General features: G+C 44.0%; 27 protein-coding genes. All 27 read left to right on the top strand.

Annotated elements, in window-relative coordinates:
• The first annotated feature begins 80 nt into the window (after positions 1-80).
• The 27 genes from rho (at position 81) to GT589_RS07225 (ending at position 22053) form a co-directional block, all read left to right on the top strand.
• On the top strand, positions 81-1505 hold the full coding sequence (gene rho / locus GT589_RS07095; protein WP_293397993.1) for a transcription termination factor Rho: 1425 nt from the start codon (positions 81-83) through the stop codon (positions 1503-1505).
• Positions 1506-1628: 123 nt separating this feature from the next.
• On the top strand, positions 1629-1826 hold the full coding sequence (gene rpmE / locus GT589_RS07100; protein WP_293397994.1) for a 50S ribosomal protein L31: 198 nt from the start codon (positions 1629-1631) through the stop codon (positions 1824-1826).
• Between the two features lie 361 nt (positions 1827-2187).
• Positions 2188-3486, top strand: a complete 1299-nt coding sequence (gene brnQ / locus GT589_RS07105) for a branched-chain amino acid transport system II carrier protein (RefSeq protein WP_293397995.1) — start codon at positions 2188-2190, stop codon at positions 3484-3486.
• Between the two features lie 66 nt (positions 3487-3552).
• Positions 3553-3822 carry a hypothetical protein gene (locus tag GT589_RS07110; RefSeq protein WP_293397996.1) on the top strand — a complete coding sequence of 90 codons (270 nt, stop codon included), beginning with the start codon at positions 3553-3555 and terminating at the stop codon, positions 3820-3822.
• 161 nt (positions 3823-3983) lie between these two features.
• Positions 3984-4934: a DUF1385 domain-containing protein gene (locus GT589_RS07115; protein WP_293397997.1), complete on the top strand. Its 951-nt coding sequence runs from the start codon at positions 3984-3986 to the stop codon at positions 4932-4934.
• Complete coding sequence (gene prmC, locus GT589_RS07120; RefSeq protein WP_293397998.1) at positions 4897-5775, top strand: peptide chain release factor N(5)-glutamine methyltransferase; 879 nt, start codon at positions 4897-4899, stop codon at positions 5773-5775. Before GT589_RS07115 ends, prmC begins: the two co-directional genes overlap by 38 nt.
• Before the next feature lie 86 nt (positions 5776-5861).
• Entirely contained in the window at positions 5862-6929 is a 1068-nt protein-coding gene (gene prfA, locus GT589_RS07125) for a peptide chain release factor 1 (protein ID WP_293397999.1), read from the top strand.
• A 67-nt stretch (positions 6930-6996) separates the two neighbouring features.
• Positions 6997-8052: an L-threonylcarbamoyladenylate synthase gene (locus GT589_RS07130; protein ID WP_293398000.1), complete on the top strand. Its 1056-nt coding sequence runs from the start codon at positions 6997-6999 to the stop codon at positions 8050-8052.
• 2 nt (positions 8053-8054) lie between these two features.
• Complete coding sequence (locus GT589_RS07135; RefSeq protein ID WP_293398001.1) at positions 8055-8504, top strand: low molecular weight protein arginine phosphatase; 450 nt, start codon at positions 8055-8057, stop codon at positions 8502-8504.
• 76 nt (positions 8505-8580) lie between these two features.
• On the top strand, positions 8581-9021 hold the full coding sequence (gene rpiB, locus GT589_RS07140; protein WP_293398002.1) for a ribose 5-phosphate isomerase B: 441 nt from the start codon (positions 8581-8583) through the stop codon (positions 9019-9021).
• Between the two features lie 20 nt (positions 9022-9041).
• Positions 9042-9671 (top strand): uracil phosphoribosyltransferase, encoded by a 630-nt coding sequence (gene upp, locus GT589_RS07145; protein WP_293398003.1) that lies wholly within the window; start codon positions 9042-9044, stop codon positions 9669-9671.
• A gap of 196 nt (positions 9672-9867) precedes the next feature.
• The gene (locus GT589_RS07150) at positions 9868-10311 is read left to right on the top strand and encodes a deoxycytidylate deaminase (protein ID WP_330582884.1); all 444 of its coding nucleotides are present in this window, start codon (positions 9868-9870) and stop codon (positions 10309-10311) included.
• Positions 10312-10324: 13 nt separating this feature from the next.
• Positions 10325-11374: a glycosyltransferase family 4 protein gene (locus GT589_RS07155; protein WP_293398004.1), complete on the top strand. Its 1050-nt coding sequence runs from the start codon at positions 10325-10327 to the stop codon at positions 11372-11374.
• 13 nt (positions 11375-11387) lie between these two features.
• Positions 11388-12503: a non-hydrolyzing UDP-N-acetylglucosamine 2-epimerase gene (gene wecB, locus GT589_RS07160; protein ID WP_293398005.1), complete on the top strand. Its 1116-nt coding sequence runs from the start codon at positions 11388-11390 to the stop codon at positions 12501-12503.
• 310 nt (positions 12504-12813) lie between these two features.
• Complete coding sequence (locus tag GT589_RS07165) at positions 12814-13092, top strand: AtpZ/AtpI family protein (protein ID WP_293398006.1); 279 nt, start codon at positions 12814-12816, stop codon at positions 13090-13092.
• Between the two features lie 19 nt (positions 13093-13111).
• Complete coding sequence (locus tag GT589_RS07170) at positions 13112-13513, top strand: ATP synthase subunit I (RefSeq protein ID WP_293398007.1); 402 nt, start codon at positions 13112-13114, stop codon at positions 13511-13513.
• Between the two features lie 179 nt (positions 13514-13692).
• The gene (gene atpB, locus GT589_RS07175) at positions 13693-14379 is read left to right on the top strand and encodes a F0F1 ATP synthase subunit A (protein ID WP_293398008.1); all 687 of its coding nucleotides are present in this window, start codon (positions 13693-13695) and stop codon (positions 14377-14379) included.
• Positions 14380-14509: 130 nt separating this feature from the next.
• On the top strand, positions 14510-14776 hold the full coding sequence (gene atpE / locus GT589_RS07180; RefSeq protein WP_293398009.1) for an ATP synthase F0 subunit C: 267 nt from the start codon (positions 14510-14512) through the stop codon (positions 14774-14776).
• A 245-nt stretch (positions 14777-15021) separates the two neighbouring features.
• Complete coding sequence (gene atpF / locus GT589_RS07185; protein ID WP_293398010.1) at positions 15022-15534, top strand: F0F1 ATP synthase subunit B; 513 nt, start codon at positions 15022-15024, stop codon at positions 15532-15534.
• The gene (locus tag GT589_RS07190) at positions 15522-16064 is read left to right on the top strand and encodes a F0F1 ATP synthase subunit delta (protein ID WP_293398011.1); all 543 of its coding nucleotides are present in this window, start codon (positions 15522-15524) and stop codon (positions 16062-16064) included. The genes atpF and GT589_RS07190 overlap by 13 nt, the downstream gene beginning before the upstream one ends.
• Positions 16065-16086: 22 nt before the next feature.
• Positions 16087-17595, top strand: a complete 1509-nt coding sequence (gene atpA / locus GT589_RS07195; protein WP_293398012.1) for a F0F1 ATP synthase subunit alpha — start codon at positions 16087-16089, stop codon at positions 17593-17595.
• Between the two features lie 65 nt (positions 17596-17660).
• Positions 17661-18521, top strand: coding sequence for an ATP synthase F1 subunit gamma (gene atpG / locus GT589_RS07200; protein ID WP_293398013.1), 861 nt, complete (start codon positions 17661-17663; stop codon positions 18519-18521).
• Between the two features lie 51 nt (positions 18522-18572).
• The gene (atpD, locus tag GT589_RS07205) at positions 18573-19967 is read left to right on the top strand and encodes a F0F1 ATP synthase subunit beta (protein ID WP_293398014.1); all 1395 of its coding nucleotides are present in this window, start codon (positions 18573-18575) and stop codon (positions 19965-19967) included.
• Between the two features lie 4 nt (positions 19968-19971).
• On the top strand, positions 19972-20385 hold the full coding sequence (locus GT589_RS07210; protein ID WP_293398015.1) for a F0F1 ATP synthase subunit epsilon: 414 nt from the start codon (positions 19972-19974) through the stop codon (positions 20383-20385).
• Between the two features lie 206 nt (positions 20386-20591).
• Positions 20592-21206, top strand: a complete 615-nt coding sequence (locus GT589_RS07215; RefSeq protein ID WP_293398016.1) for a hypothetical protein — start codon at positions 20592-20594, stop codon at positions 21204-21206.
• Between the two features lie 9 nt (positions 21207-21215).
• Positions 21216-21602 (top strand): holo-ACP synthase, encoded by a 387-nt coding sequence (gene acpS / locus GT589_RS07220; RefSeq protein ID WP_293398017.1) that lies wholly within the window; start codon positions 21216-21218, stop codon positions 21600-21602.
• A gap of 1 nt (position 21603) precedes the next feature.
• Positions 21604-22053 (top strand): CBS domain-containing protein, encoded by a 450-nt coding sequence (locus GT589_RS07225; protein WP_293398018.1) that lies wholly within the window; start codon positions 21604-21606, stop codon positions 22051-22053.
• Positions 22054-22212 lie beyond the last annotated feature (159 nt).

Raw genomic sequence — 22212 nt, forward strand, 5'->3', positions numbered from 1 at the left:
TTACGTGGATTCATTTAGTTGTATATTTTATACTTTATATATTTTATATTTTTTGATTTATAGATTTTGGAGGTGCAGTTTTGGACAGAGATGAACTTGTAGGCAAGAAGCTTTCCGACCTTAAGGAGATTGCAAAGAAGCTCGGCATAAAGTCGATTGCCAAATATAAAAAAGAAGAAATCATAGACATGATACTAGCGGCAGAGGAAATAAATGACGAGGAAGAAATACACCTGCAGGAAGTGGGCGCTGAGGCTACGGATGTTGAGGATGCGGCAATCGATGAAATAACAGGCTATGCTGTAGTGGTGCAGGGCGCTGAAGTAGGGCCTGTTAAGGAAGGGATTATTGAAAAGCAGGAATTGGAAGCTCCTGCAGAAGAAGCTGTAATTGTCGTGGAAGACACTGCTGAAGGAGTCCTCGAGATACTGCCGGACGGATATGGATTTTTGCGGGGCTCGAATTACCTTTCCACAACACACGATATTTACATATCACCATCCCAGATAAGAAGATTCAACATGAAGACTGGAGATAGAATTACTGGTATAACAAGGCCTCCAAAGAGCGGCGAGAAGTTCAGGGCGCTGCTTTATGTTAAGAAAATAAATGATGAGAATCCGGAAACAGCCGTGAGAAGGCCGTCATTCGACAAGCTGACGCCGATATATCCGCAAAGCAGGATAACGCTCGAGAACAAGTCGTCGCAGCTTGCAACAAGGCTGATAGACCTTATAGCGCCTCTGGGTAAAGGTCAAAGGGGTCTTATAGTGGCTCCGCCTAAGGCGGGAAAGACTACTCTTCTAAAGAGTGTCGCAAACAGCCTTGCAAGCAACTATCCCGAAATCCACCTGATAGTGCTGCTTGTAGACGAGAGGCCTGAAGAGGTAACCGACATGCAAGAGTCCATAGACGGGGAAGTAATATATTCAACCTTCGACGAGCTTCCGTCGCACCACATAAAGGTGGCGGAGATGGTGCTAAGCAGGGCGAAAAGGCTTGTTGAGCATGGCAAGGATGTGGTGATACTCCTGGACAGCATAACAAGGCTTGCAAGAGCCTACAACCTGACTATACCACCAACCGGAAGGACGCTTTCGGGAGGACTTGATCCGGGGGCTCTCCACGGGCCGAAGCGATTCTTTGGAGCAGCAAGGAACCTCAGAGAAGGGGGCTCGCTCACAATACTTGCCACAGCGCTTGTGGAGACGGGTTCGAGAATGGATGATGTGATATTCGAGGAGTTCAAGGGCACAGGAAATATGGAGATACACCTGGACAGAAAGCTGGCCGAAAAGAGGATATTCCCTGCCATAGACATATATAAGTCGGGCACAAGGAGGGAGGAGCTTCTGCTTTCCCAGGAGGAGCTGGCAGCCGTATGGAAAATAAGAAGGGCCATGAGCAACGGGGCTTCACAGGAGGTCACTGAAAAGGTGGTCAATGCGCTTGTTAAGACAAGGGACAACAAGGAGTTTGTGGATCAGATAAACAAGACAGTTTAAAAGGCAAAAAAAACTTGAAGTTAAGAACTTATTGTGCTAGAATAAAGAAGTTGAATATCGACCATATATTTTCCTAGAGGGAAATAACATAGGAAAGAGAAATTTAAGGAAGAGGTGATACTGATGAAAAAAGATATACATCCAGATTTCAAAGTTGTAAATGTTCACTGTGCTTGTGGCAACACTTTTCAAGCAGGTTCAACAAACGATGAAATAAAAGTGGAGATTTGCTCTGAATGCCATCCTTTCTATACAGGAAAGAGCAAGGCTGTAGAAAAAGGCGGAAGAGTCGAGAGATTCAATAAGAAATACAACCTATAAGAACAGAACTCAAAGAGAGCTTAAACGGCTCTCTTTTTATTTTTTGCCAGCGCAATTAAATGTTTATGATATGCATTTTCCAATTGTCGATAATTTGAAAAAATTCGAATTTTTTTTATTATTATGACTAAAACGTAAGCGGTTCAACTGCAAAAAAAAGTGTGCTATAATGAACCAGCAATTTGATTTGTTTGAAAAATCACAATAGTATTCAAATTGAGCTTCAGAGTGCACTCATCCAGAAACAAAGCTTAACAGGTGGAAATGTATTAAACACTACATAGGACTCATGATCTTCAAGTAAACGTTTCCACGGACTCATCACTACAAAGTTCACATCAGACATCAGGAGGTATTAGCAATGAAGAAGAACCAAACTAAGGACTTTTTTGTACTTGGACTTGCCCTGTTTGCAATGTTTTTTGGTGCGGGCAACCTAATATTCCCGCCGGCTCTAGGGCTTGCATCGGGAGACAAGTGGCTGGCTTGCGCCATAGGATTTTTTCTTACAGGCATAGGAATGCCTATACTAGGAGTGCTTGCAGTTTCAAAGGCGGGTGGAACTATAGACGACCTTGCAAGCAAGGTTAATCCGACGTTCAGCAAGATACTAGGAACAATAATAATACTGGCAATAGGACCGCTGCTTGCGATACCAAGAACGGGTGCTACAGTTTATGAAATGGGCATAAAGCCAATGTTCCCTGAATTCAGCCCGATAATAGTATCAGTGATATATTTCGCAATAACTCTTTTCTTTGTAATAAAGCCGTCTGGCATAGTTGACAGCATAGGAAAAATACTTACGCCTGCGCTTTTGGTTATAATATTTGCTATAATAATAAAAGGCATAGTAGACCCTGTGGGAGCACCTGTGAGCACAGGCGTGGCAAATCCGTTCTCGAAGGGTTTCACTGAAGGCTACCAGACGATGGACGCCCTGGCTTCAATAGTATTTGGGGGCATAATGATGCTTTCTCTTGCTCAAAAGGGCTATGATGACAAGAAAGAGCAGATAAGTGTGGCAATGAAGGCCGGCGTTGTTGCGGGTATAGGCCTTGCGCTTGTATATGGCGGACTGCTTTACCTTGGATCCACAGCAAGCGGAGTTTTCCCTCAGGACATGGCAAGAACAGACCTTATAGTTGCAATAACTCAAAACGTGCTTGGAAACTGGGGCACTATAGGCATAGCTCTTGCGGTATCGCTTGCATGCCTTACAACATCGATAGGTCTTACTGCGACTGTGGGCAACTATTTTGAGGAGCTTACAAACGGCAAGCTTTCATACAAGATGATAGTAATAGGAACTGTAATATTCAGTGCCGTATTTGCCAACGTGGGAGTTGAAAATATTGTCAAGTTCGCGGTTCCGCTGCTTGTTACTGTATATCCGGTTGCAATAGTACTTATACTAATGAGCCTTTTCGACAACCTCATAAAAAACAAGAAGGCGTATACAGGAGCTGTATACGGAGCGCTTGTTGTAAGCCTTATAGACGGAGTGTCGGCTATGGGTGTCAACACTGAATTCATATCAAGATTCATAAAGATGCTTCCTCTTTCGGGAGCAGGCTTTGCATGGGTGCTGCCAGCTGCTGTAGGAGCTGTAATAACATCAATGATCATGAAAAATAGGGAAGAGAGCAGCACGCTTTAATTACACTGGCATGACACACTATGAGTGCACATTGTCTTTCTTTATTATGAAAGAAAGGGATAGTTTATGAAATTCTACATGGACGAGGCTTTGGGTCCCAGATTCGTCGTGTTCCACTACCTTATAAAATGGTATATTGATAACTTCGGACTGCTCTCGTATATGTGCGCAGTGGTAGGAAGTATCACAGCCATTTTTGCATACGCTATATACATCAACATGCAAAAGGGTGAAAAAGACAGGGCTATGCTGGTACTCATGCTGGCTGTGATAGTCTCGGGAGGTCTTGTCGGCCTGGGCATAGATATGTCCAACGGGTATATGCCCCTTAGATGAGTTCAAGCAACATCTATATATTATAATGAAAGAATAATTTTCAAATCAAAAAACTTCGCTGCTACGCGGAGTTTTTTGATTTTTGTCTCATTTTTAATTGCCGATTTGATATAATAATAAGTAGTGTGTTTAAACGAGTTGAAAATCTAGGAGCTGAGTGGATGAAAAAATGTAATGTAGGCGGTCAGGCTGTTATAGAAGGCGTAATGATGAAGAATGAGGACAGGCTGGCGGTAGCCGTAAGAAAGTCAGACGGCGATATAGAGCTCCAGGAAAAGGTGCTTTCAAGCTGGATAAAGAGCAAGGGCATAGACAAGATGCCTTTTGCAAGAGGCGCTTTTGTGCTTATAGAATCAATGGTGGAAGGCGTGAAAGCTCTGAATTTTTCTGCCGACTTCTTTGAAGATGAGGAGGAGGAAAAGAAGGGGGCGCTAGACAAGTTTTTTGACAAGGTTTTCGGGGACAAGGCTTCTGAAGTTGCAATATACATCTCGGTTGCAATATCCATAATGCTGACTGTGGTGCTGTTCATACTCCTGCCGACATTCATAGGGGGCTTAATAAATGGGATTACAGACAACGTAATAGCCCTAAACCTTGTTGAAGGGATTGCAAGGGTAGGATTGTTTGTCGCGTACGTATATCTCATATCGTTCAACTCTGACATAAAAAGGGTATACCAGTACCATGGAGCTGAGCACAAGACTATACACTGCTATGAAAACGGGCTTGAGCTGACGCCCGAGAATGCAGCAGGCTTTACCAGGATACACACAAGGTGCGGAACTAACTTCATGTTTGTTGTGCTGATAATATCTATGCTCATGTTCTCGCTGTTCGGATGGCCGAACCCATTTATGAGGGTGCTTTACAGGCTTGCTCTGCTGCCGGTGGTTGCAGGCATATCCTACGAGATAATAAGGCTGGCGGCCAAAAGTGATACACCTCTTCTAAAGCCTCTAATGTGGCCGGGGCTTATGCTGCAGAAGATAACAACAAGGGAGCCGGACAATTCGCAGCTTGAGGTTGCGATAGCGGCGCTAAAAGCCGTAGTCGAAGAAAAGAAGGCGGCAAATGAGACTTCCGTGGAGGGTGAAGCCTGTGAAGGTTAAGCAGCTGCTGGAAAACGCAGTGAAAAAAATAGCGGACATGTCTGAAACTGCGCTGCTCGATGCCCAACTTCTGCTATCAAAGGCGCTCGGAAAGGACAGGCTCTATGTAATCACGCATATTGAAGATGAGGTTGAAGAAAAAGCCGAGTCTGAGTTTTGGGGAATGGTGTGCGAACGAGGCAACGGAAGGCCTCTTCAGTATATAACAGGAAGCCAGGAATTTATGGGACTTGATTTTTATGTGAGTGAAGGCGTGCTTATACCGAGGCCGGACACGGAGATCCTCGTTGAAGAGGTCATAAGGCTCGCGGGCGGATTTGAAAAGCCGGTGATAGCCGACATAGGCTGCGGCTCGGGGGCCATAAGCGTTTCTCTGGCGAAGTATGTAAAGGGGGCATTCGTATACAGCCTGGACATATCCAAGGCGGCCCTGGATATAGGGCGCACTAATGCAAAAATTAACGGGGTTGAGGAGAGCATTGAGTTCATGGAATCTGACATCCTATTGGCGCTCGAAGACTCCGGAATAATGTTTGACATAATCGTCTCGAATCCGCCGTATATAAGGAAGAAAGACATTGAAGAGCTCCATTTGCAGGTGAGGGGCTATGAGCCGCTTACTGCGCTGGATGGAGGAACGGACGGCCTTGAATTTTACAGAAGGATTACAAAGGAGAGTCTGGCATTTCTAAAGCCCGGAGGATACCTTGCTTACGAGGTCGGGCACGACCAGGCCGGGGATGTAAATCGGATAATGGAGGCCTGCGGAGGTTTTGGCGAGTTGCGCATATTAAGCGACCTTGCAGGCATAGAAAGAGTTGTAATAGGCAGGAAACTGTGATATAATACTTTTGCTGGAAAAATGGTAAAAAATAGCACGAAGAGTTATCCATATCGATCATAGAGTAATTAGGAAGGTGGAAATAGATGTTTGACAAGCTGGAATTTCTAGAAGATAAATATGAAGACATAACAAATAAAATATCTGATCCCGAGGTTATTAATGACCAGTCACTTTGGCAAAAGCTCATGAAGGAGCACGCCGAAGTGGAGCCTATAGTCATGAAATACAGGGACTACAAGAATACTATCGCAGGTATAAAGGATTCAAAGGAGATAATACAGGAGTCATCTGACGAGGAGCTCAGGGACCTTGCCAAGATGGAGCTTGACGAGCTTGAGGATAGGATAGAAGGGATAAAGGACGAGCTTAAGATACTGCTCCTGCCGAAGGACCCTAACGACGAAAAGAACGTAATAGTCGAGATACGAGCAGGCGCAGGCGGAGACGAGGCCGCTCTGTTTGCAGGCAACCTTTTCAGGATGTACTCAATGTATGCCGAGAAGAGAAACTGGAAGACGGAGCTCATGTCGGCAAACTCGACCGGCGTAGGTGGCTACAAGGAAGTAATATTCATGATAAAGGGAAAAGGCGCCTATTCAAGGCTCAAGTACGAGTCGGGCGTTCACAGGGTTCAGAGAATTCCTGACACTGAATCGAATGGAAGGATACACACTTCTACCGCTACTGTGGCTGTGCTTCCCGAGGTTGACGACGTGGAAATTGAAGTTAACCAAAATGACCTGAAGATCGACGTGTTCAGATCTTCGGGCAATGGCGGACAGTCTGTAAACACTACCGATTCGGCCGTAAGGATGACGCACCTCCCTACAGGCATAGTGGTGTCGATGCAGGACGAGAAGTCGCAGCTCAAGAACAAGGAGAAGGCCCTAAAGATACTTAAGGCCAAGCTTTATGAGATTGAGCTTGAGAAGCAAAACAAGGAAATAGCCCAGTCCAGAAAGAGTCAGGTAGGCACTGGAGACAGGTCAGAGAGGATAAGAACCTACAACTATCCTCAGGGCAGGATAAGCGATCACAGGATAAACCTTACAATATACAGGCTCGACTCGTTCCTTGACGGGGACATAGACGAGATACTGGATGCGCTCATAACTACAGACCAGGCTGAAAAGATGCAGATGGTTGAATAATAAGTACTCGGGAGAGCTCGTAAGGGCTCTCTTTGATTTTAGGCATTCAAAAATGCGAGGTGGAATCATGAAAAAGACTCTTATAAGCAAAATGGATCCGGAGAACATAGATATTGAGCTCCTGAAAAAATATGCAGGCATTATACGCGATGGAGGCACAGTTATATTCCCGACAGAAACGGTGTATGGGCTGGGAGCTAACGCTCTCGACGAGCAGGCTGCCGAGAAGATATACAGGGCCAAGGGAAGGCCCTCGGACAATCCTCTGATAGTTCACATATGCGACATTGCCCAGCTTGACATGCTTACAGACAGCGTAGGCGAGAAGGCAAGGCTTGTAATGGAGAGATTCTGGCCGGGTCCTGTAACGCTGATATTTTCAAAGAAAAAAACCGTTCCGTATGCGACTACCGGGGGTCTTGACACGGTGGCCGTAAGGATGCCGGCACATCCGATAGCACTCGGGCTGATAAGAGAATCCGGGGTCCCAATAGCCGCGCCCTCTGCCAACATATCGGGAAGGCCATCGCCTACAAGGGGAGAGCATGTGGCAGAGCAGATGGATGGCAGGGTCGATGGAATAATACTAGGCGGCGACTGCAAGGTGGGAGTTGAATCTACGGTTATAGATCTAAGGGGTGATGTACCTGTGATTCTAAGGCCGGGCGGATTATCATCGGAGGAGCTTGAAGCTGTGGTTGGCCGAGTGGAAACAGATCCGGCTATAAAGAGCGCTGATACTGGAGCTGCCCCGCTCGCGCCAGGCATGAAATACACCCACTATTCGCCTGATGCGCAGGTGTACGTTGTAAAAGGCAGTGGAGAAGAGGCGGCCAGAATTATAAACAGGCTTGTTGAGGACAATGCAAAAAAAGGCATTGTATGCGGTGTAATATGTACAAGTCAGAACTCCAAGTACTATGATGCGCCCGTAAAGCTCGAGCTTGGCTACGACAGTGCAGATGCTGCCAGGAACATTTTCAGCATATTAATAGAGATGGACAAGCGCGGTGTTCACGTTGTATATTCAGAGAGTCTTGAGGAAAAGGGGCTTGGAGCCGCCGTTATGAACAGGCTTGTCAAGTCGGCCGGCTACAGGTTTATAGAAATACAGGAGGATTAGTCATGAGGTTACTTTTTGTATGCACCGGCAACACCTGCAGAAGCCCTATGGCTGAAGGCTTTGTTAATGACATGTCACAAAGAATGGGACTTGACATAGCTGTTGCTTCAGCCGGAGTGATGACTGCTGACGGGCTTGCTGCCTCGGAAAATGCAGTACTTGCCATGAGGGAATATGGAATAGACATATCCGGCCATAGGAGTGCGCGCATAAGAAAGGAAGCCCTCGAGTCGGCGGACATAGTTCTTACGATGAGTCGATCTCATAGGGACATACTGCTAAGCCTGGAGAGCGACAGCAAGAACATATTTACGCTCAAAGAATTTCTGGGAATTGCTGAACTTGACGTTATGGATCCCTACGGAGGGGATATAAATATCTACAGGGATACGGCTGCGGAAATAAAATACCTGGTTGAGAAGCTGGTTGATTTGCTATTTAAAAAAATTTAGCCATACGCAAAAAAAATATTAAACTGTCACTATAATGTAGTATAATATACAAGGTTTAATCTTGGAGGTGAATTTCTTGAAAATAGCAGTTGCAAGTGATCATGGTGGTTTTTGCCTTAAAGAGGAGATAAAGGGCTATCTTCTGCAAAAGGGCTATGAGGTTGTTGATTTTGGAACTGACAGCGACAAGTCTGTGGATTATCCTGCATTCGGCAAGGCTGCAGCGGTGGCTGTATCTTCCGGAGAGGTAGACAAAGGCATAATATGCTGCGGCACAGGAATAGGCATATCCATGGCTGCAAACAAGGTGAAGGGAATAAGGTGCGCCGTCGTTTCAGATACGTTCTCGGCGAAAATGTCGAGGGCCCACAATGACGCGAACATGCTTTCGCTTGGCGAAAGAGTTGTAGGAAAGGGTCTTGCACTTGAGATAGTAGACGCCTGGCTGGCCACTGAATTCGAGGGCGGAAGGCATGAAAACAGGGTAAGGCAGATAATGGAGATAGAAGGCTGCTAATAAATTTGAGGAGGCGAGACATGTCTAAGGTTATAGAAGTGCAACACCCGCTTATACAGCATAAACTTACACTTATAAGGGATAAGAATACAGGCTCGAAGGATTTTAGGCTGCTTGTAAAGGAAGTATCGCTGCTTCTTGGATATGAGGTTACGAGCGATCTTCCGCTGGAAGAGGTTGAAATAGAAACTCCGCTTGTGAAGACAAAGAGCAAGGTTATTGCAGGCAAGAAGCTGGGCATAATCCCGATACTGAGGGCCGGGCTTGGAATGGTAGATGCAATGCTTGAGCTGATGCCTGCGGCCAAAGTAGGGCACATAGGCCTTTACAGGGATCCGGAAACATTGAAGCCAGTGGAATACTACTGCAAGCTGCCTTCTGATGTAAGTGAGAGGAAGCTTATAGTAGTTGATCCGATGCTTGCTACAGGAGGATCTGCAGCTGCAGCAATAACGTTCCTCAAGGAGAGAGGGGCAAATGACATAAAGCTTGTCAATATTATTGCTTCTCCTGAAGGTATAAAAACGGTTCAGGAAGCTCATCCGGACGTGGATATATATGTGGCTTCAATAGACGAGAGGCTAAATGATCATGGCTACATACTCCCTGGTCTTGGAGATGCTGGAGACAGGCTTTTCGGAACAAAATAGCAATGCTAAGGCGGCAGTTTTACTGCCGTTTTTTGTTTGCGCAATATTACAGTAAGGGTACAACTTAACATATTGACTTGTAAATTCTGAGAAAAGGGTATAAAATTAAAAATAAGATGCATTTTTAAGAAATTGTTTATTTTATAAGGAACATTTATGCTTGGACGGAGTCCAACTATGCGGGAGGAATATACTTTTGAGCAGGCCTTCTTGGGATGAGTACTTCATGGAGATTGCACATGTAGTAAAGAAACGCTCCACATGTCTTAGGAGGCAGGTGGGTGCTGTAATAGTAAAGGAACGACAAATACTTTCAACGGGATACAATGGGGCTCCTAGGGGCCTTTTGCATTGCATAGACATAGGCTGCCAAAGGGAAAAGCTCGGGATTCCTTCGGGTGAAAGGCACGAGCTGTGCAGGGCCACCCATGCGGAGCAGAATGCCATAGTGCAAGCCGCATACAGCGGCATAAGCATAAAGGATGCCACTGTATACTGCACCACCATGCCATGCGTGCTGTGTTCAAAGATGATAATAAACGCGGGCATAAAGCGGGTTGTGTTCGAAGGCAGCTACCCTGACGGCATGTCGCTTGACATACTCAGGGAAGCTGGAGTGGAAATCATTCAGGTTGATTAATGGAGGGGTTAGTATGGAATTAAAGAGCATCATGAACGTGTTCCTCTCGTTCGGAGTGGCATTTGCAGTGTCGTATCTTTTGACTCCTTATGTAATACGGCTGGCTCACAAGGTTGGAGCTATAGACGTGCCAAAGGACGACAGGAGAGTACATAAGAAGCCCGTGCCAAGGCTTGGCGGAATAGGAATATTTGTGGGATTCATAGTCGCCTCATTCATGTTCGTAGATATGAGTCCGCTACATATGTCAATAATAGCAGGTTCGTTTATAATAGTCGGAATAGGAATAATAGATGATATAAAGCCGGTCAGCCCAAAGGTCAAGTTCTCGGCTCAGATACTTGCGGCTTTTGTTGTTATGTACTTTGGCGTAAGGATAGAATGGCTGACAAATCCGTTCGACAAGGTGGACGGTATGATGTACCTTGGAATGTTCGGAATACCTCTTACTCTCCTTTGGATAGTGGGAGCGACAAACACAATAAACCTGATAGACGGCTTGGACGGACTGGCTGCAGGAGTGTCTGCAATAGCGGCTCTTGCACTTACGCTTGTGGCGGTAATAAACAACCAGTCTACAGAGGTTGTGCTTCTTGTTGCACTTGCAGGAGGGGCGCTCGGATTTTTGCCGTATAACTTCAATCCCGCAAAGGTGTTCATGGGAGATACGGGGTCGCTGTTTCTGGGCTTCATACTTGCGGTTATATCCATAGAGGGCGTTATGAAATCGGCCACGGCGCTTGCTGTTGCTATACCCATACTTGCGATGGGATTCCCTATATTTGACACTACTTTTGCAATAATAAGACGTGCGGCAAACGGGAAGTCTATAGTCGAGGCTGACAAGGGACACTTGCACCACAGGCTCCTGAGCAAGGGACTTTCACAAAAGCAGACAGTGCTCGCACTCTACGGCATTAGCATAATGCTGGGTGTAAGCGCGGTTGCAATATGCGAGGTTAGCACCATGGAGGCCGTTGGAGTGCTTTCTGTGGTTATGATGGCAATATATTACGGCATGATAAAGCTCAGGCTTTTGTCCCTGGATGATGAATTAGAATAGGTGGTAGCATAATATGAAGAAAAAGATAATGACTGTATTTGGAACAAGGCCTGAAGCTATAAAGATGGCTCCGCTTGTGAAGCTGCTTCAAAAAAGCGATGAATTCGAAGTGAAGGTGTGCGTGACTGCCCAGCACAGGCAGATGCTGGATATGGTACTTGAGCTGTTTGCGATAGAGCCGGACTATGACCTTGACATAATGCAGCACGGACAGACTATTACAGATATAACCTCGAGAGTGATAAAGGGCATGGAGGAAGTTCTCAAGGCAGAAAAACCCGACATGCTGCTTGTGCACGGCGATACAACAACTACATTTGCGTCTGCTCTGGCAGCGTTCTACCAGAAAGTGCCTGTTGGGCACGTAGAGGCGGGGCTGCGAAGCGGAAACAAGTATTCTCCTTATCCTGAGGAGATGAACAGGATGCTTACAACTTCAATATCAGAGCTTTACTTTGCCCCGACTCAGGGCAACAGGGAAAACCTGCTCAAGGAAAACATAGCAGACTACAAGATAGCAGTCACAGGCAACACTGTCATAGATGCGCTTATGTCTGTTATAAAAAAGGACTACAGTTTTGGAGAGAATCTAGATGCTGTAGACTTTGAAAACAAGAAGGTAGTACTGCTCACATGCCACAGGAGAGAAAACTGGGGCGAACCGATGGCTAACATATTCAGAGCTGTCAGAAGGCTCGTAGACGGCCATAAAGACGTGGAGGTTGTATTCCCTATACATATGAATCCAAACATAAGGAAAATGGCTTCAGAAATACTTTCAGGCAGCGAGAGGATACATATAATAGAGCCGCTTGACTACGAGCCGTTTGCAAATCTAATAGACAAATGCCATATTGTCATGACCGATTCAGGAGGGATACAGGAAGAAGCTCCTGCACTGGGCAAGCCAGTTGTTGTGATGAGGACTGAGACGGAAAGGCCTGAGGCTGTTGAGGCAGGCACTGTCAAAATAGCGGGCGTGCTTGAAGAGGACGTCTATAATGCGGCAGCGCTGCTTATAGAAGACGAGGCTGAGTATCTGAAAATGGCAAAGGCGGTCAACCCTTATGGGGATGGCACCGCATGTGAAAAAATAAACAAAAAACTCATTGAGTTTTTCTACAATTAGAATTATGAATCCTGCATGAAGCTTTTACTTCAAAAAACCCCATGCAGGATTTTTTATATGCAGTATTGTATACATCATAAAGATGCAAAAAAAATGATGAAACAATGCGCATTTTATGGTAAAATTCTATATGTATTATCGCTATACAAAAAAATATATTTTGGGTTTTGAAAAAATACAAAATTCATTGTATAATATAAAAGGAATTCGCTTTGCGATAATGAAGCGACATGGTTAAAATATAAACTTAGTGCTCACACCCTGGATGTAAAAAGTATACATATATGAGCATACATAATGGAGAATATTTATGAAAGGCAGCGCAAGAAAAAAATGGCTTGGTGATGCAGGCAGAAGGAAAAAGTGGGTTGGCTCTCTAGGCAACTTGAGGCTCTTTACCCATCTTGGGATAATGATGTCTGTGCCTATTGTGTTTTGCGTATGGCTGGGCAATCTGATTGACAAAAAGCTGGGCACCGCTCCTTGGTTTCTCTTCATATTCATACTGATAGGAATAGCGGCTTCTTTCTTAAATCTGTACAAGATAGTCCTACAGGAAAAGAATCGGAATGAAGGCATGAAGAGATGAAAATATTCTAAATAAAAGAATGATAAGTAGGTGCAAAGACTTGGAAGACTACACAGGCAAACTAATGCAAAATGTAATAAAAAGAGTAATAGCAATAAATTTTTTAACCGTGCTGATAACGTTTGCACTAGGCAAATTCTCACAAGGACTGCTCTTCGGACTTCTGTTTGGAAGCACAATATCGGTTCTGAATTTCAGGCTGCTTGCCTTATCGGTTACAAAGGCCCTTGAGATGAGCCCTGGAAAAGCACAGATATATGCATCAAGCAGGTACCTTGTAAGGATGTTAATAATCGGGGCAGTCGTATTCGTTTCCATAAAGGCGCCTTACATTAACACGATAGGCACAATAATAGGTCTACTTTCGGCAAAGCTTGCCGTCATACAAATGGGAACAAGCGGCAAGGATATTATGGAGTAAGTACTTTCATGGATTTGAATTTTGTTTTGATTTGAATTGTTTTGATTTTTTTATGGTGAATATAGTTTCTGATAAAATGCTTATAATCAATTTTTTATATAAGAACAATAAAACTAAATATCTTTAGAACCAAATCAAAAAAACAAAAAATTCAAAAAACTTATGAAAGGAGGTTGAACATGAACGGACCAGAGATTCTGTTTCACATAGGGGATGTGGCTATAAGTGAAACAGTAAGAAACACATGGCTTGTAATGATAGCGCTCACCATATTTGCATACTTTGGCGGGAGAAAGCTTGAAAGAGTTCCAGGAAAGTTTCAGATAGTTGTTGAGGCTTTTGTTGGAGGCATCAATGGCTTGGTAAAGCAGACTATGGGAGAAAAGTACATTAACTACGCTCCATACATAGCAACCGTATTTACTGTAATAATGCTATCAAACCTTTTAGGACTTTTAGGGCTCAGATCGCCTACAGCAGACTTGGTAACAACACTTTCGTTTGCTTTAACAACATTTGTATTGATACAGCTAAACGGACTCAGGTCAAAAGGTATTGGCGGATATGTCAAGGGATTCATGGAACCGCTGCCAGCACTTCTTCCTATCAACATTGTAGGTGAGCTTGCTACGCCGGTATCGCTTAGCTTCCGTCTCTTTGGTAATATTGCAGGTGGCGGAGTTATAATGGCGCTTCTCTACCAGGTTTTGAACTGGGTGAGTACGGCAGTTTTCGGATTGCCATTTGGTCTTTTCCAGATAGGTCTTCCAGGTGTGCTTCACATCTACTTCGATCTATTTGCAGGCGTACTTCAGGCATTCATATTTATAATGCTTACAATGGTTTTCGTGTCTGGAGCAGAGTAAGCTGCAGGCGCAGGATGTGCTTTTGCAATAGTTTGCAACTTGTATGAGTTTTTTATAAAAATCATATTATAAAAAAATATCATTCATTAATCTAAAATTTTGCATGAAAAAAAAGGGAGGAAATTTAAAAATGGAACCAATAACAGGTAAGGCTCTAGTTTTAGCTTGTTCAGCAGTAGGCGCAGGTATTGCAATGATAGCGGGTGTTGGACCTGGAATAGGACAGGGATACGCAGCTGGTAAAGGTGCAGAGGCAGTTGGAAGACAGCCAGAGGCACAAGCAGACGTAATAAGAACAATGCTTCTTGGAGCAGCCGTTGCAGAGTCAACAGGTATCTACGGTCTAGTTGTTGCACTTATACTTCTATTCGCAAACCCACTTGTAAACCTATTATAATAACCATTTCAAAATCAAGTCCTCATCATGCTACATATTGCTGAAATTTAAGAAAAGACCGCATTAGCAGCTCAGCAGACATTTTTAGAAATGGCGGGAGCTTTTAATCAAGCTCCCTGATAGCTTAACTACTAGGAGATGCAGGTCATCTCCTTAATTTCAGTATAGGGCAATGTGAGGCTAGGGTGTTGATGGCGACGCCCTTATTATAATAGCAAAGGGACTATTGCGAGAGGAGGAAGAGCATGGAAGGATTTAAGCCTTTTATAGGGATAGACTTTGAACTTATAGCTCAATGGGTTAATACACTAATAATGTTCCTCATAATGAGAAAGCTCCTTTTCAAACCGGTTACAGCATTCATGGAGAATAGAAAGCAGGAGGTATCTGGAGCGTTTACTGAAGCTGAAGAGGCTACAGCAAAGGCAAACCAGATGAGAAAAGAGTACGAGCTTAAGATTGAGGAAGCCAAGGAAGAAGCCAGAGAGATAGTTAAGGATGCCAACATAAAGGCGCAAAACAATGCTGAAGAAATAATAAAGCAGGCGCATGAAGAGGCAAAAAGACTGTCTGAAAAAGCTCAGGTTGAAATAGCAAGAGACAGACAAAAAGTTCTTAACGAGCTTAAGGATGAAATATCAGGAATGGCAGTTATGGCCGCTTCCAAGATAATTCAAAAGGATATAGACAAAACTCAGCATGAGAAGCTTATAAACGACTTTATACAAGAGGTAGGGGAAGCTAAATGGCAGAACTAGTTGCTAGAAGATATGCTGGCGCCCTTTTCGAAGTAGGACTTGAAGAGAATAAGCTTGATTCTTTTGAACAAGAGCTTGGAGTAATAGCTGCTGCATTCGCCGAAAATAAGGAATTTGGCAGTATTTTCAAGGCTCCTATGGTGCCAAAAGAAGAAAAGAAAGGCCTTATTGAAAATATTTTCAAGGGCAAGGCTTCTGATGAATTAGTTAACTTTGTAAAAATTCTTGTAGACAAGGACAGAATAAGTGTTCTGGATGAAATAAACAGAGAATTTGTAAAGCTCGTAAATGAGCACAATAATATTGAAGATGCCGTAGCTATATCAGCAGTACCAATAGACGCTGACAAGCTGGAAGCGCTAAAGGCTCAGCTTACAAAGGTTACAGGTAAAAATATCAAAATCAAGAATGAAATTAATCCAAGTGTTATGGGTGGAATTCTAGTAAGAATAGGAAATGAAGAGATAGATGGTACTGTAAAAGGACGTCTAGACAGACTAGAGGAAGAATTACACCAAATAATAGCATAAATTAGGAGGTTGGTGAAATCTCATGAATCTTAGACCTGAAGAGATCAGTTCTATTATAAAAGAGCAGATCAAGAAATACGAAGGAAAAATAGAACTCAGTGACGTCGGTACAGTAACAACAGTTGGAGATGGTATAGCAGGAGTTCATGGACTTGAAAAGTGCATGTCGGGAGAGCTTATTGAATTTCCAGGACAGGTTTACGGTATGGCGCTAAACCTTGAAGAAGACATAGTAGGTGCCGTTCTTCTTGGTTCGGATGAGAACATAAAAGAAGGCGACGTAGTAAAGAGAACTTCAAGAATAGTTGAGGTTCCAGTTGGCGATGCGCTTCTTGGAAGAGTAGTTAACTCGCTTGGACAGGCTATAGACGGAAAAGGACCTATAAAGACAGACAAGTTCAGACCTATTGAAAGGGTTGCACCTGGTATAATAACAAGAAAGTCTGTTCACGAGCCGCTTCAAACTGGTATAAAGTCTATAGACTCTATGATACCAATAGGAAGAGGACAAAGGGAGCTTATAATAGGCGACAGACAGACTGGAAAGACTACAATAGCTATAGACACTATAATCAACCAGAAAGACACTGGCGTTATATGTGTATATGTTGCGATTGGACAAAAGAGATCAACTGTTGCTCAAATAGTTGACACTCTTGAGAAAAACGGCGCGCTTGACTACTCTATAGTAGTTGCAGCGACAGCGTCAGAGCTTGCGCCACTTCAGTACATCGCTCCTTATGCGGGCTGCGCTATGGCTGAAGAGTTCATGGAGCAGGGCAAGCACGTACTTATAATATATGATGACCTTTCTAAGCACGCGGTTGCTTACCGTGCATTGTCACTTTTGCTTAGAAGACCACCAGGTCGTGAGGCTTATCCTGGAGACGTATTCTACCTTCACTCAAGGCTTCTCGAAAGATCGGCTAAGCTGAATGACGAGCTTGGAGCAGGTTCAATCACGGCTCTTCCAATAATAGAGACTCAGGCAGGAGACGTTTCTGCTTATATACCTACAAACGTTATATCAATAACTGACGGACAGATATTCCTTGAGTCAGAGCTATTCAACGCAGGTATAAGACCAGCGGTTAACCCTGGTATATCAGTATCAAGGGTTGGAGGAAGCGCACAGATAAAGGCGATGAAGAAGGTTGCGGGTTCACTTAAGCTTATGTACGCTCAGTACAGAGAGCTTCAGGCGTTCGCGCAGTTCGGATCAGACCTTGACAAGGATACTCAGGAAAGACTTGCTCAGGGCGAGAGAATAGTTGAAGTCCTAAAGCAGGGCGAGAGCTCTCCTATATCGGTTGAAAAGCAGATAATGGCTATATACGCAGTTACTAACAACTACCTAAGAGACATAGATGTCAAGCTTGTAAGGGAATTTGAAGATGAATTCTTCAAGTTCATGGACAGCAGCTATCCTGAGGTAGGAAAGACTATAGCTTCTACTGGAAATATGGATGCTGAAACAGAAGAAAAGTTAAAGGCAGCTATCGAAGAATTTAAAAAGTCCTTTAACGCTTAATACTTTAAATTGGGCAGTTTGACTTGTAATGTCTGACTTACGCCTGATTTGATGGAGGGTGAAATATGGCAGGCGTTGGAATGAAGGATATAAAAAGACGTATAAAAAGCGTCTCTAATACAAAGCAGATTACAAAAGCAATGGAGCTTGTATCCTCGGCCAAGCTTAGAAGGGCCAAAGAGGCGGTTGTGCAGTCAAGACCATACTTTGAAACCCTGTATGATACAATAAAAGATATAGCAATAAATACAAAAGGCATAAACAGCCCATTCCTTGAAAAGAGAGAAGTAAAAAACAAGTGTTATATAGTTCTCTCTGGAGACAGAGGTCTTTGCGGAGGATACAACTCCAACTCGCTCAAGACGGCTGTTGCACACATGGAAGGCAAGAAGGAAAAAGTCATTGCTGTTGGAAGAAAATCAGCTGAATTTTTCTCTAAAAGAGGATACGATGTTGTATCAAGACATACTGGAATTTCTGAAAGACCGCAATATTCGCACGGCCAGGATATAGCTGCAAAAATTTCCGAGCTGTTCACAAAAGGCGAGGTAGACGAAGTCTATCTGGTTTACACATATTTTCAGTCAGCTCTTGTGCAAGAGCCAAGGGTAGTTAAGCTTCTTCCGCTTTCTTTCGAGGCTACAGCTGAGGCTGCAGCGGAAAAAGGCAAAGGACTAGTTACTTATGAGCCATCTGAAGACGTAGTGCTTGAATATCTAGTGCCAAAATTCCTTTCGGGCATAGTGTTTGGGGGAATGGTAGAATCTGGAGCTTCAGAGCAGGGCGCAAGAAGAATGGCCATGGAATCTGCAACAGGCAACGCTGAAGATATGATTGGCAAGCTTGAGCTGCTCTACAACAGAGCTAGACAGGCTACAATAACACAAGAGCTTTCGGAAATAGTAGCAGGAGCCAATGCACTATAAGGGGCAGACTCCTAAGAGCGTGGAATTTTTCAATTAAGGAGGTATTTTAGAATGCCACAAAATAATGTGGGTAAGGTAGTACAGATAATCGGACCTGTACTTGACATAAAGTTCGATCCAGAAAACCTTCCAAACCTTCTAAATGCTATTGAAATACAGCATGGAGAAGAAAAGGTTGTTGTTGAGGTTGCTCAGCACACAGGCAATGATACTGTAAGATGTATTGCTATGAGTTCTACAGACGGACTTGTAAGAGGAATGGATGCTCTAGATACAGGAAGGGCTATAGCGGTTCCTGTTGGAAAGGCTACTCAGGGAAGAATATTCAACGTTCTTGGAGAGCCTGTTGACAACAAGCCTCAGGTAGAAGCCGAAAGATGGCCTATACACAGGGCTGCTCCTTCATTTGAAGAGCAGGAGTCGTCAACAGAAATACTTGAAACTGGTATAAAAGTCGTTGACCTTATAGCACCTTATTCAAAGGGTGGTAAGATAGGTCTCTTCGGAGGAGCCGGTGTTGGTAAGACGGTTCTTATAATGGAGCTTATAAACAACATAGCCAAGGAGCACGGTGGTATATCTGTATTCTCAGGCGTTGGCGAGAGAACAAGGGAAGGAAACGACCTTTACAACGAGATGATAGAGTCTGGCGTTATAGACAAGACAGTTCTTGTTTACGGCCAGATGAACGAGCCGCCAGGAGCGAGGATGAGGGTTGCCCTTTCTGGACTTACAATGGCTGAATACTTCAGAGATCAAGAGGGACAAGACGTTCTTCTATTCGTAGACAATATATTCCGTTTCACTCAAGCAGGTTCAGAGGTTTCGGCTCTACTTGGCCGTATGCCTTCTGCGGTTGGATACCAGCCAACACTTGCCACTGAGATGGGCGCGCTTCAGGAGAGAATAACTTCTACTAAGAAGGGTTCTATAACTTCTGTTCAGGCAGTATACGTTCCAGCGGACGACCTTACTGACCCGGCGCCGGCAACTACGTTTGCCCACCTTGACGCTACAACAGTTCTTTCGAGGGACATAGCATCTCTTGGTATATACCCTGCGGTTGACCCGCTTGATTCTACATCAAGAATACTTGACCCTAAGATAGTTGGAAACGACCACTACGAAGTGGCTCGTGCTGTTCAGGAAGTTCTCCAAAGATACAAGGAGCTTCAGGACATCATAGCAATACTTGGTATGGACGAGCTTTCAGACGAGGACAAGCTTACAGTTGCTCGTGCAAGAAAGATACAAAGATTCCTTTCACAGCCATTCCACGTTGCGGAGCAGTTCACAGGCATGGCAGGAAAATATGTACCGCTGAAAGAGACTATAAGAGGATTTAGAGAAATAATTGAAGGAAAGCATGACGACCTTCCGGAGTCGGCATTCCTTTATGTTGGACCTATAGAAGAGGCAGTGGAAAAAGCTAAGAAGGGGGCGTAATATTATGGCTTCAGTATTTCAACTGGAGATAGTGGCTCCCGATAGAAAATTCTACGAAGGCGAAGCTGACATGGTTATAGTGAGGACATTGGAAGGCGACCTTGGAATACTAAAGGGACACCTTGACTATGTTGCCCCGCTTGACATAGGCGTAGTGAAAATTAAAAAAGACGGTCACTACAAAGAGGCTACTATAGCAGGAGGCTTCGTACAGATAGGCAAGGAGAAGGTTACTATACTCACTGACGCTGCAGAGTGGCCGGGCGAGATAGACCTTGACAGAGCTAAGAAAGCCAAGGATCATGCTGAAGAGGAAATGAGAAAGGGTCCAAAGGACGAGACTTACGTACTCTTTGCAGAGCTAAAGCTAAAAAGAGCCCTCAACAGAATCAGGATGGCAGAGCACAACGAGAAATAGATTATCTGCTGTTAAACACAGTGCAAAAAGGACAGTTATCTGTCCTTTTTTTTTATGCAAAAAATATGCTATTATAGAAGCATGACACTGATGCAAGCTGAAGGGTGACTTCATCAATTGGATTAATATAGTAACGTGGACATATGGCTTTGCTCGCAGTTATCGTATATTATCAGCGTATAATTAATTGTCTGGGGAGTGCGGATATGATCATCGGAAAAAAGAAAAATGAAATAGAGATTGCAGAAGACATACTAAGGAGAAACAACATTCCTCTCCTGTGCGACTATGCGCCCTGGAAGCGCTTCTACGCCTCAGTCAAAAGCGCTGAGCTCCAGAAGGATTATGAGAGCCTCCTTAGCATTGTCAGGGAGGAAAAAAATCTCAGAAAGCAAGTCAAAGGAGTACAGGACAAAAAGATTAAGCTCATGGCCAAAATAGTCCTGCTCTCGAGGGAGTTAAACGAGAATTCGAATGACCTTGCCGAGATTGAGCTTGAAAAGGCAAAGCAGGAGATAGAAAATTTAAACGATTACATAGACAGTTCATATGAAACGCTTGAAAATTTTGGATTCGAAAGGGAACAGCTGAATATGAATCTGTTAAAGCTTACGATTAAGCATGCATATGAGAGCATAACAAGTGATGAGACAAGGCTTGAAAAAGTAAGCGAAACTATTGACGATATGCGCAAGGAACTAGACGCGTTAAGGGGAGAAAGGGACGAGTTGAGGAGCAGGCTGGATTCGGTGTATTTTTTTATGCACAGCGTGCTCGGAGGCAAGGAGATGGAAAGGCTGGATCGTAAATTTTTGAAATAGGTGAGATATATGAGTGATGTAGTGGGTATAGGAATAGATATAGTGGAGATAGAAAGGATAAAGGCGGCAGTATCCAAAAGTCCAAGATTTATGGATAGAATTTTCACTCCAAGGGAGAAGGACTATTTCGAGTGCAAAAAATTCAGTCCGGCAACTATGGCAGGCAATTTTGCTGCAAAAGAGGCTGTTGTAAAAGCGCTGGGGACTGGCATAAGGGATATTTCTTTTGTCGAGATTGAAATTCTTAGGGATGACCTTGGAAAGCCCATTGCGACTATGGGAGGAAGGCTTGGAGCCATATGCAGGGCAAAGGGCATAAGCGACATTCAAATCTCGATATCCCACTCGAAACACTATGCAGTAGCAAACGCGATTGCCACTAACAGGGGGGATTAGCATGAAAGCAAGGGACATAATGACTGTCAATGTAATATCCGTAAAACGAGATGCACTAATAAAGGACATAGCCCATATTCTGGTGGAAAACAGGATAGGGGGTGTTCCGGTAGTCGATGATGACGGCCGCGTCGTGGGAATAATATCCGAAACAGACCTTGTGCGCAAGGAAAAGAATGTCCACATTCCTTCATATATAACGGTGCTGCAGGGGGTCATATATCTTGAGAGCTTCAAGAGATTCGAGGAGGACATCAGGAAAATAACAGCCTACAAGGCTGAGGACATAATGACTGCCGAAGTGGAGAAAGTTCACGAGGATGACGATGTGGAGACTATTGCCAGCCTTATGATTGAAAAGGGCGTCAACAGAGTCCCGGTAGTGGACAGTGAAGGAAAACTCAAGGGCATAATATGCCGATACGACATAATAAAATCCATGTTCAACTAAGCAAAAGCTTTAGTTGTAGGAAAAGGGGCCTTGCTGGGGCCGCAATCTCCTGCTCTAAAGCTTTTTATTTGAGCGAGCAGTTTCAAAAAAACTCGCCAAAATTCAGATAAGTATTGAAATCGGCGTTCTGAAAATTTAGAATATTATTATAGGCAGGTT

This window comes from Peptoclostridium sp. (assembly GCF_009881055.1).
GTDB lineage: Bacteria > Bacillota > Clostridia > Peptostreptococcales > Peptostreptococcaceae > Peptoclostridium_A.

Excerpts from the sequence above, each read along its gene's own strand:
- rpmE (WP_293397994.1), top strand. The coding sequence starts at position 1,629 with ATGAAAAAAGATATACATCCAGATTTCAAAGTTGTAAATGTTCACTGT.
- GT589_RS07130 (WP_293398000.1), top strand. The coding sequence starts at position 6,997 with ATGAAAAAGACTCTTATAAGCAAAATGGATCCGGAGAACATAGATATT.
- atpG (WP_293398013.1), top strand. The coding sequence starts at position 17,661 with ATGGCAGGCGTTGGAATGAAGGATATAAAAAGACGTATAAAAAGCGTC.
- GT589_RS07170 (WP_293398007.1), top strand. The coding sequence starts at position 13,112 with ATGATAAGTAGGTGCAAAGACTTGGAAGACTACACAGGCAAACTAATG.
- acpS (WP_293398017.1), top strand. The coding sequence starts at position 21,216 with ATGAGTGATGTAGTGGGTATAGGAATAGATATAGTGGAGATAGAAAGG.
- atpA (WP_293398012.1), top strand. The coding sequence starts at position 16,087 with ATGAATCTTAGACCTGAAGAGATCAGTTCTATTATAAAAGAGCAGATC.
- atpB (WP_293398008.1), top strand. The coding sequence starts at position 13,693 with ATGAACGGACCAGAGATTCTGTTTCACATAGGGGATGTGGCTATAAGT.
- atpD (WP_293398014.1), top strand. The coding sequence starts at position 18,573 with ATGCCACAAAATAATGTGGGTAAGGTAGTACAGATAATCGGACCTGTA.
- GT589_RS07115 (WP_293397997.1), top strand. The coding sequence starts at position 3,984 with ATGAAAAAATGTAATGTAGGCGGTCAGGCTGTTATAGAAGGCGTAATG.
- wecB (WP_293398005.1), top strand. The coding sequence starts at position 11,388 with ATGAAGAAAAAGATAATGACTGTATTTGGAACAAGGCCTGAAGCTATA.
- brnQ (WP_293397995.1), top strand. The coding sequence starts at position 2,188 with ATGAAGAAGAACCAAACTAAGGACTTTTTTGTACTTGGACTTGCCCTG.
- prfA (WP_293397999.1), top strand. The coding sequence starts at position 5,862 with ATGTTTGACAAGCTGGAATTTCTAGAAGATAAATATGAAGACATAACA.
- GT589_RS07225 (WP_293398018.1), top strand. The coding sequence starts at position 21,604 with ATGAAAGCAAGGGACATAATGACTGTCAATGTAATATCCGTAAAACGA.
- atpF (WP_293398010.1), top strand. The coding sequence starts at position 15,022 with ATGGAAGGATTTAAGCCTTTTATAGGGATAGACTTTGAACTTATAGCT.
- upp (WP_293398003.1), top strand. The coding sequence starts at position 9,042 with ATGTCTAAGGTTATAGAAGTGCAACACCCGCTTATACAGCATAAACTT.
- GT589_RS07165 (WP_293398006.1), top strand. The coding sequence starts at position 12,814 with ATGAAAGGCAGCGCAAGAAAAAAATGGCTTGGTGATGCAGGCAGAAGG.
- GT589_RS07155 (WP_293398004.1), top strand. The coding sequence starts at position 10,325 with ATGGAATTAAAGAGCATCATGAACGTGTTCCTCTCGTTCGGAGTGGCA.
- GT589_RS07110 (WP_293397996.1), top strand. The coding sequence starts at position 3,553 with ATGAAATTCTACATGGACGAGGCTTTGGGTCCCAGATTCGTCGTGTTC.
- prmC (WP_293397998.1), top strand. The coding sequence starts at position 4,897 with ATGAGACTTCCGTGGAGGGTGAAGCCTGTGAAGGTTAAGCAGCTGCTG.
- atpE (WP_293398009.1), top strand. The coding sequence starts at position 14,510 with ATGGAACCAATAACAGGTAAGGCTCTAGTTTTAGCTTGTTCAGCAGTA.
- GT589_RS07135 (WP_293398001.1), top strand. The coding sequence starts at position 8,055 with ATGAGGTTACTTTTTGTATGCACCGGCAACACCTGCAGAAGCCCTATG.
- GT589_RS07190 (WP_293398011.1), top strand. The coding sequence starts at position 15,522 with ATGGCAGAACTAGTTGCTAGAAGATATGCTGGCGCCCTTTTCGAAGTA.
- GT589_RS07210 (WP_293398015.1), top strand. The coding sequence starts at position 19,972 with ATGGCTTCAGTATTTCAACTGGAGATAGTGGCTCCCGATAGAAAATTC.
- GT589_RS07215 (WP_293398016.1), top strand. The coding sequence starts at position 20,592 with ATGATCATCGGAAAAAAGAAAAATGAAATAGAGATTGCAGAAGACATA.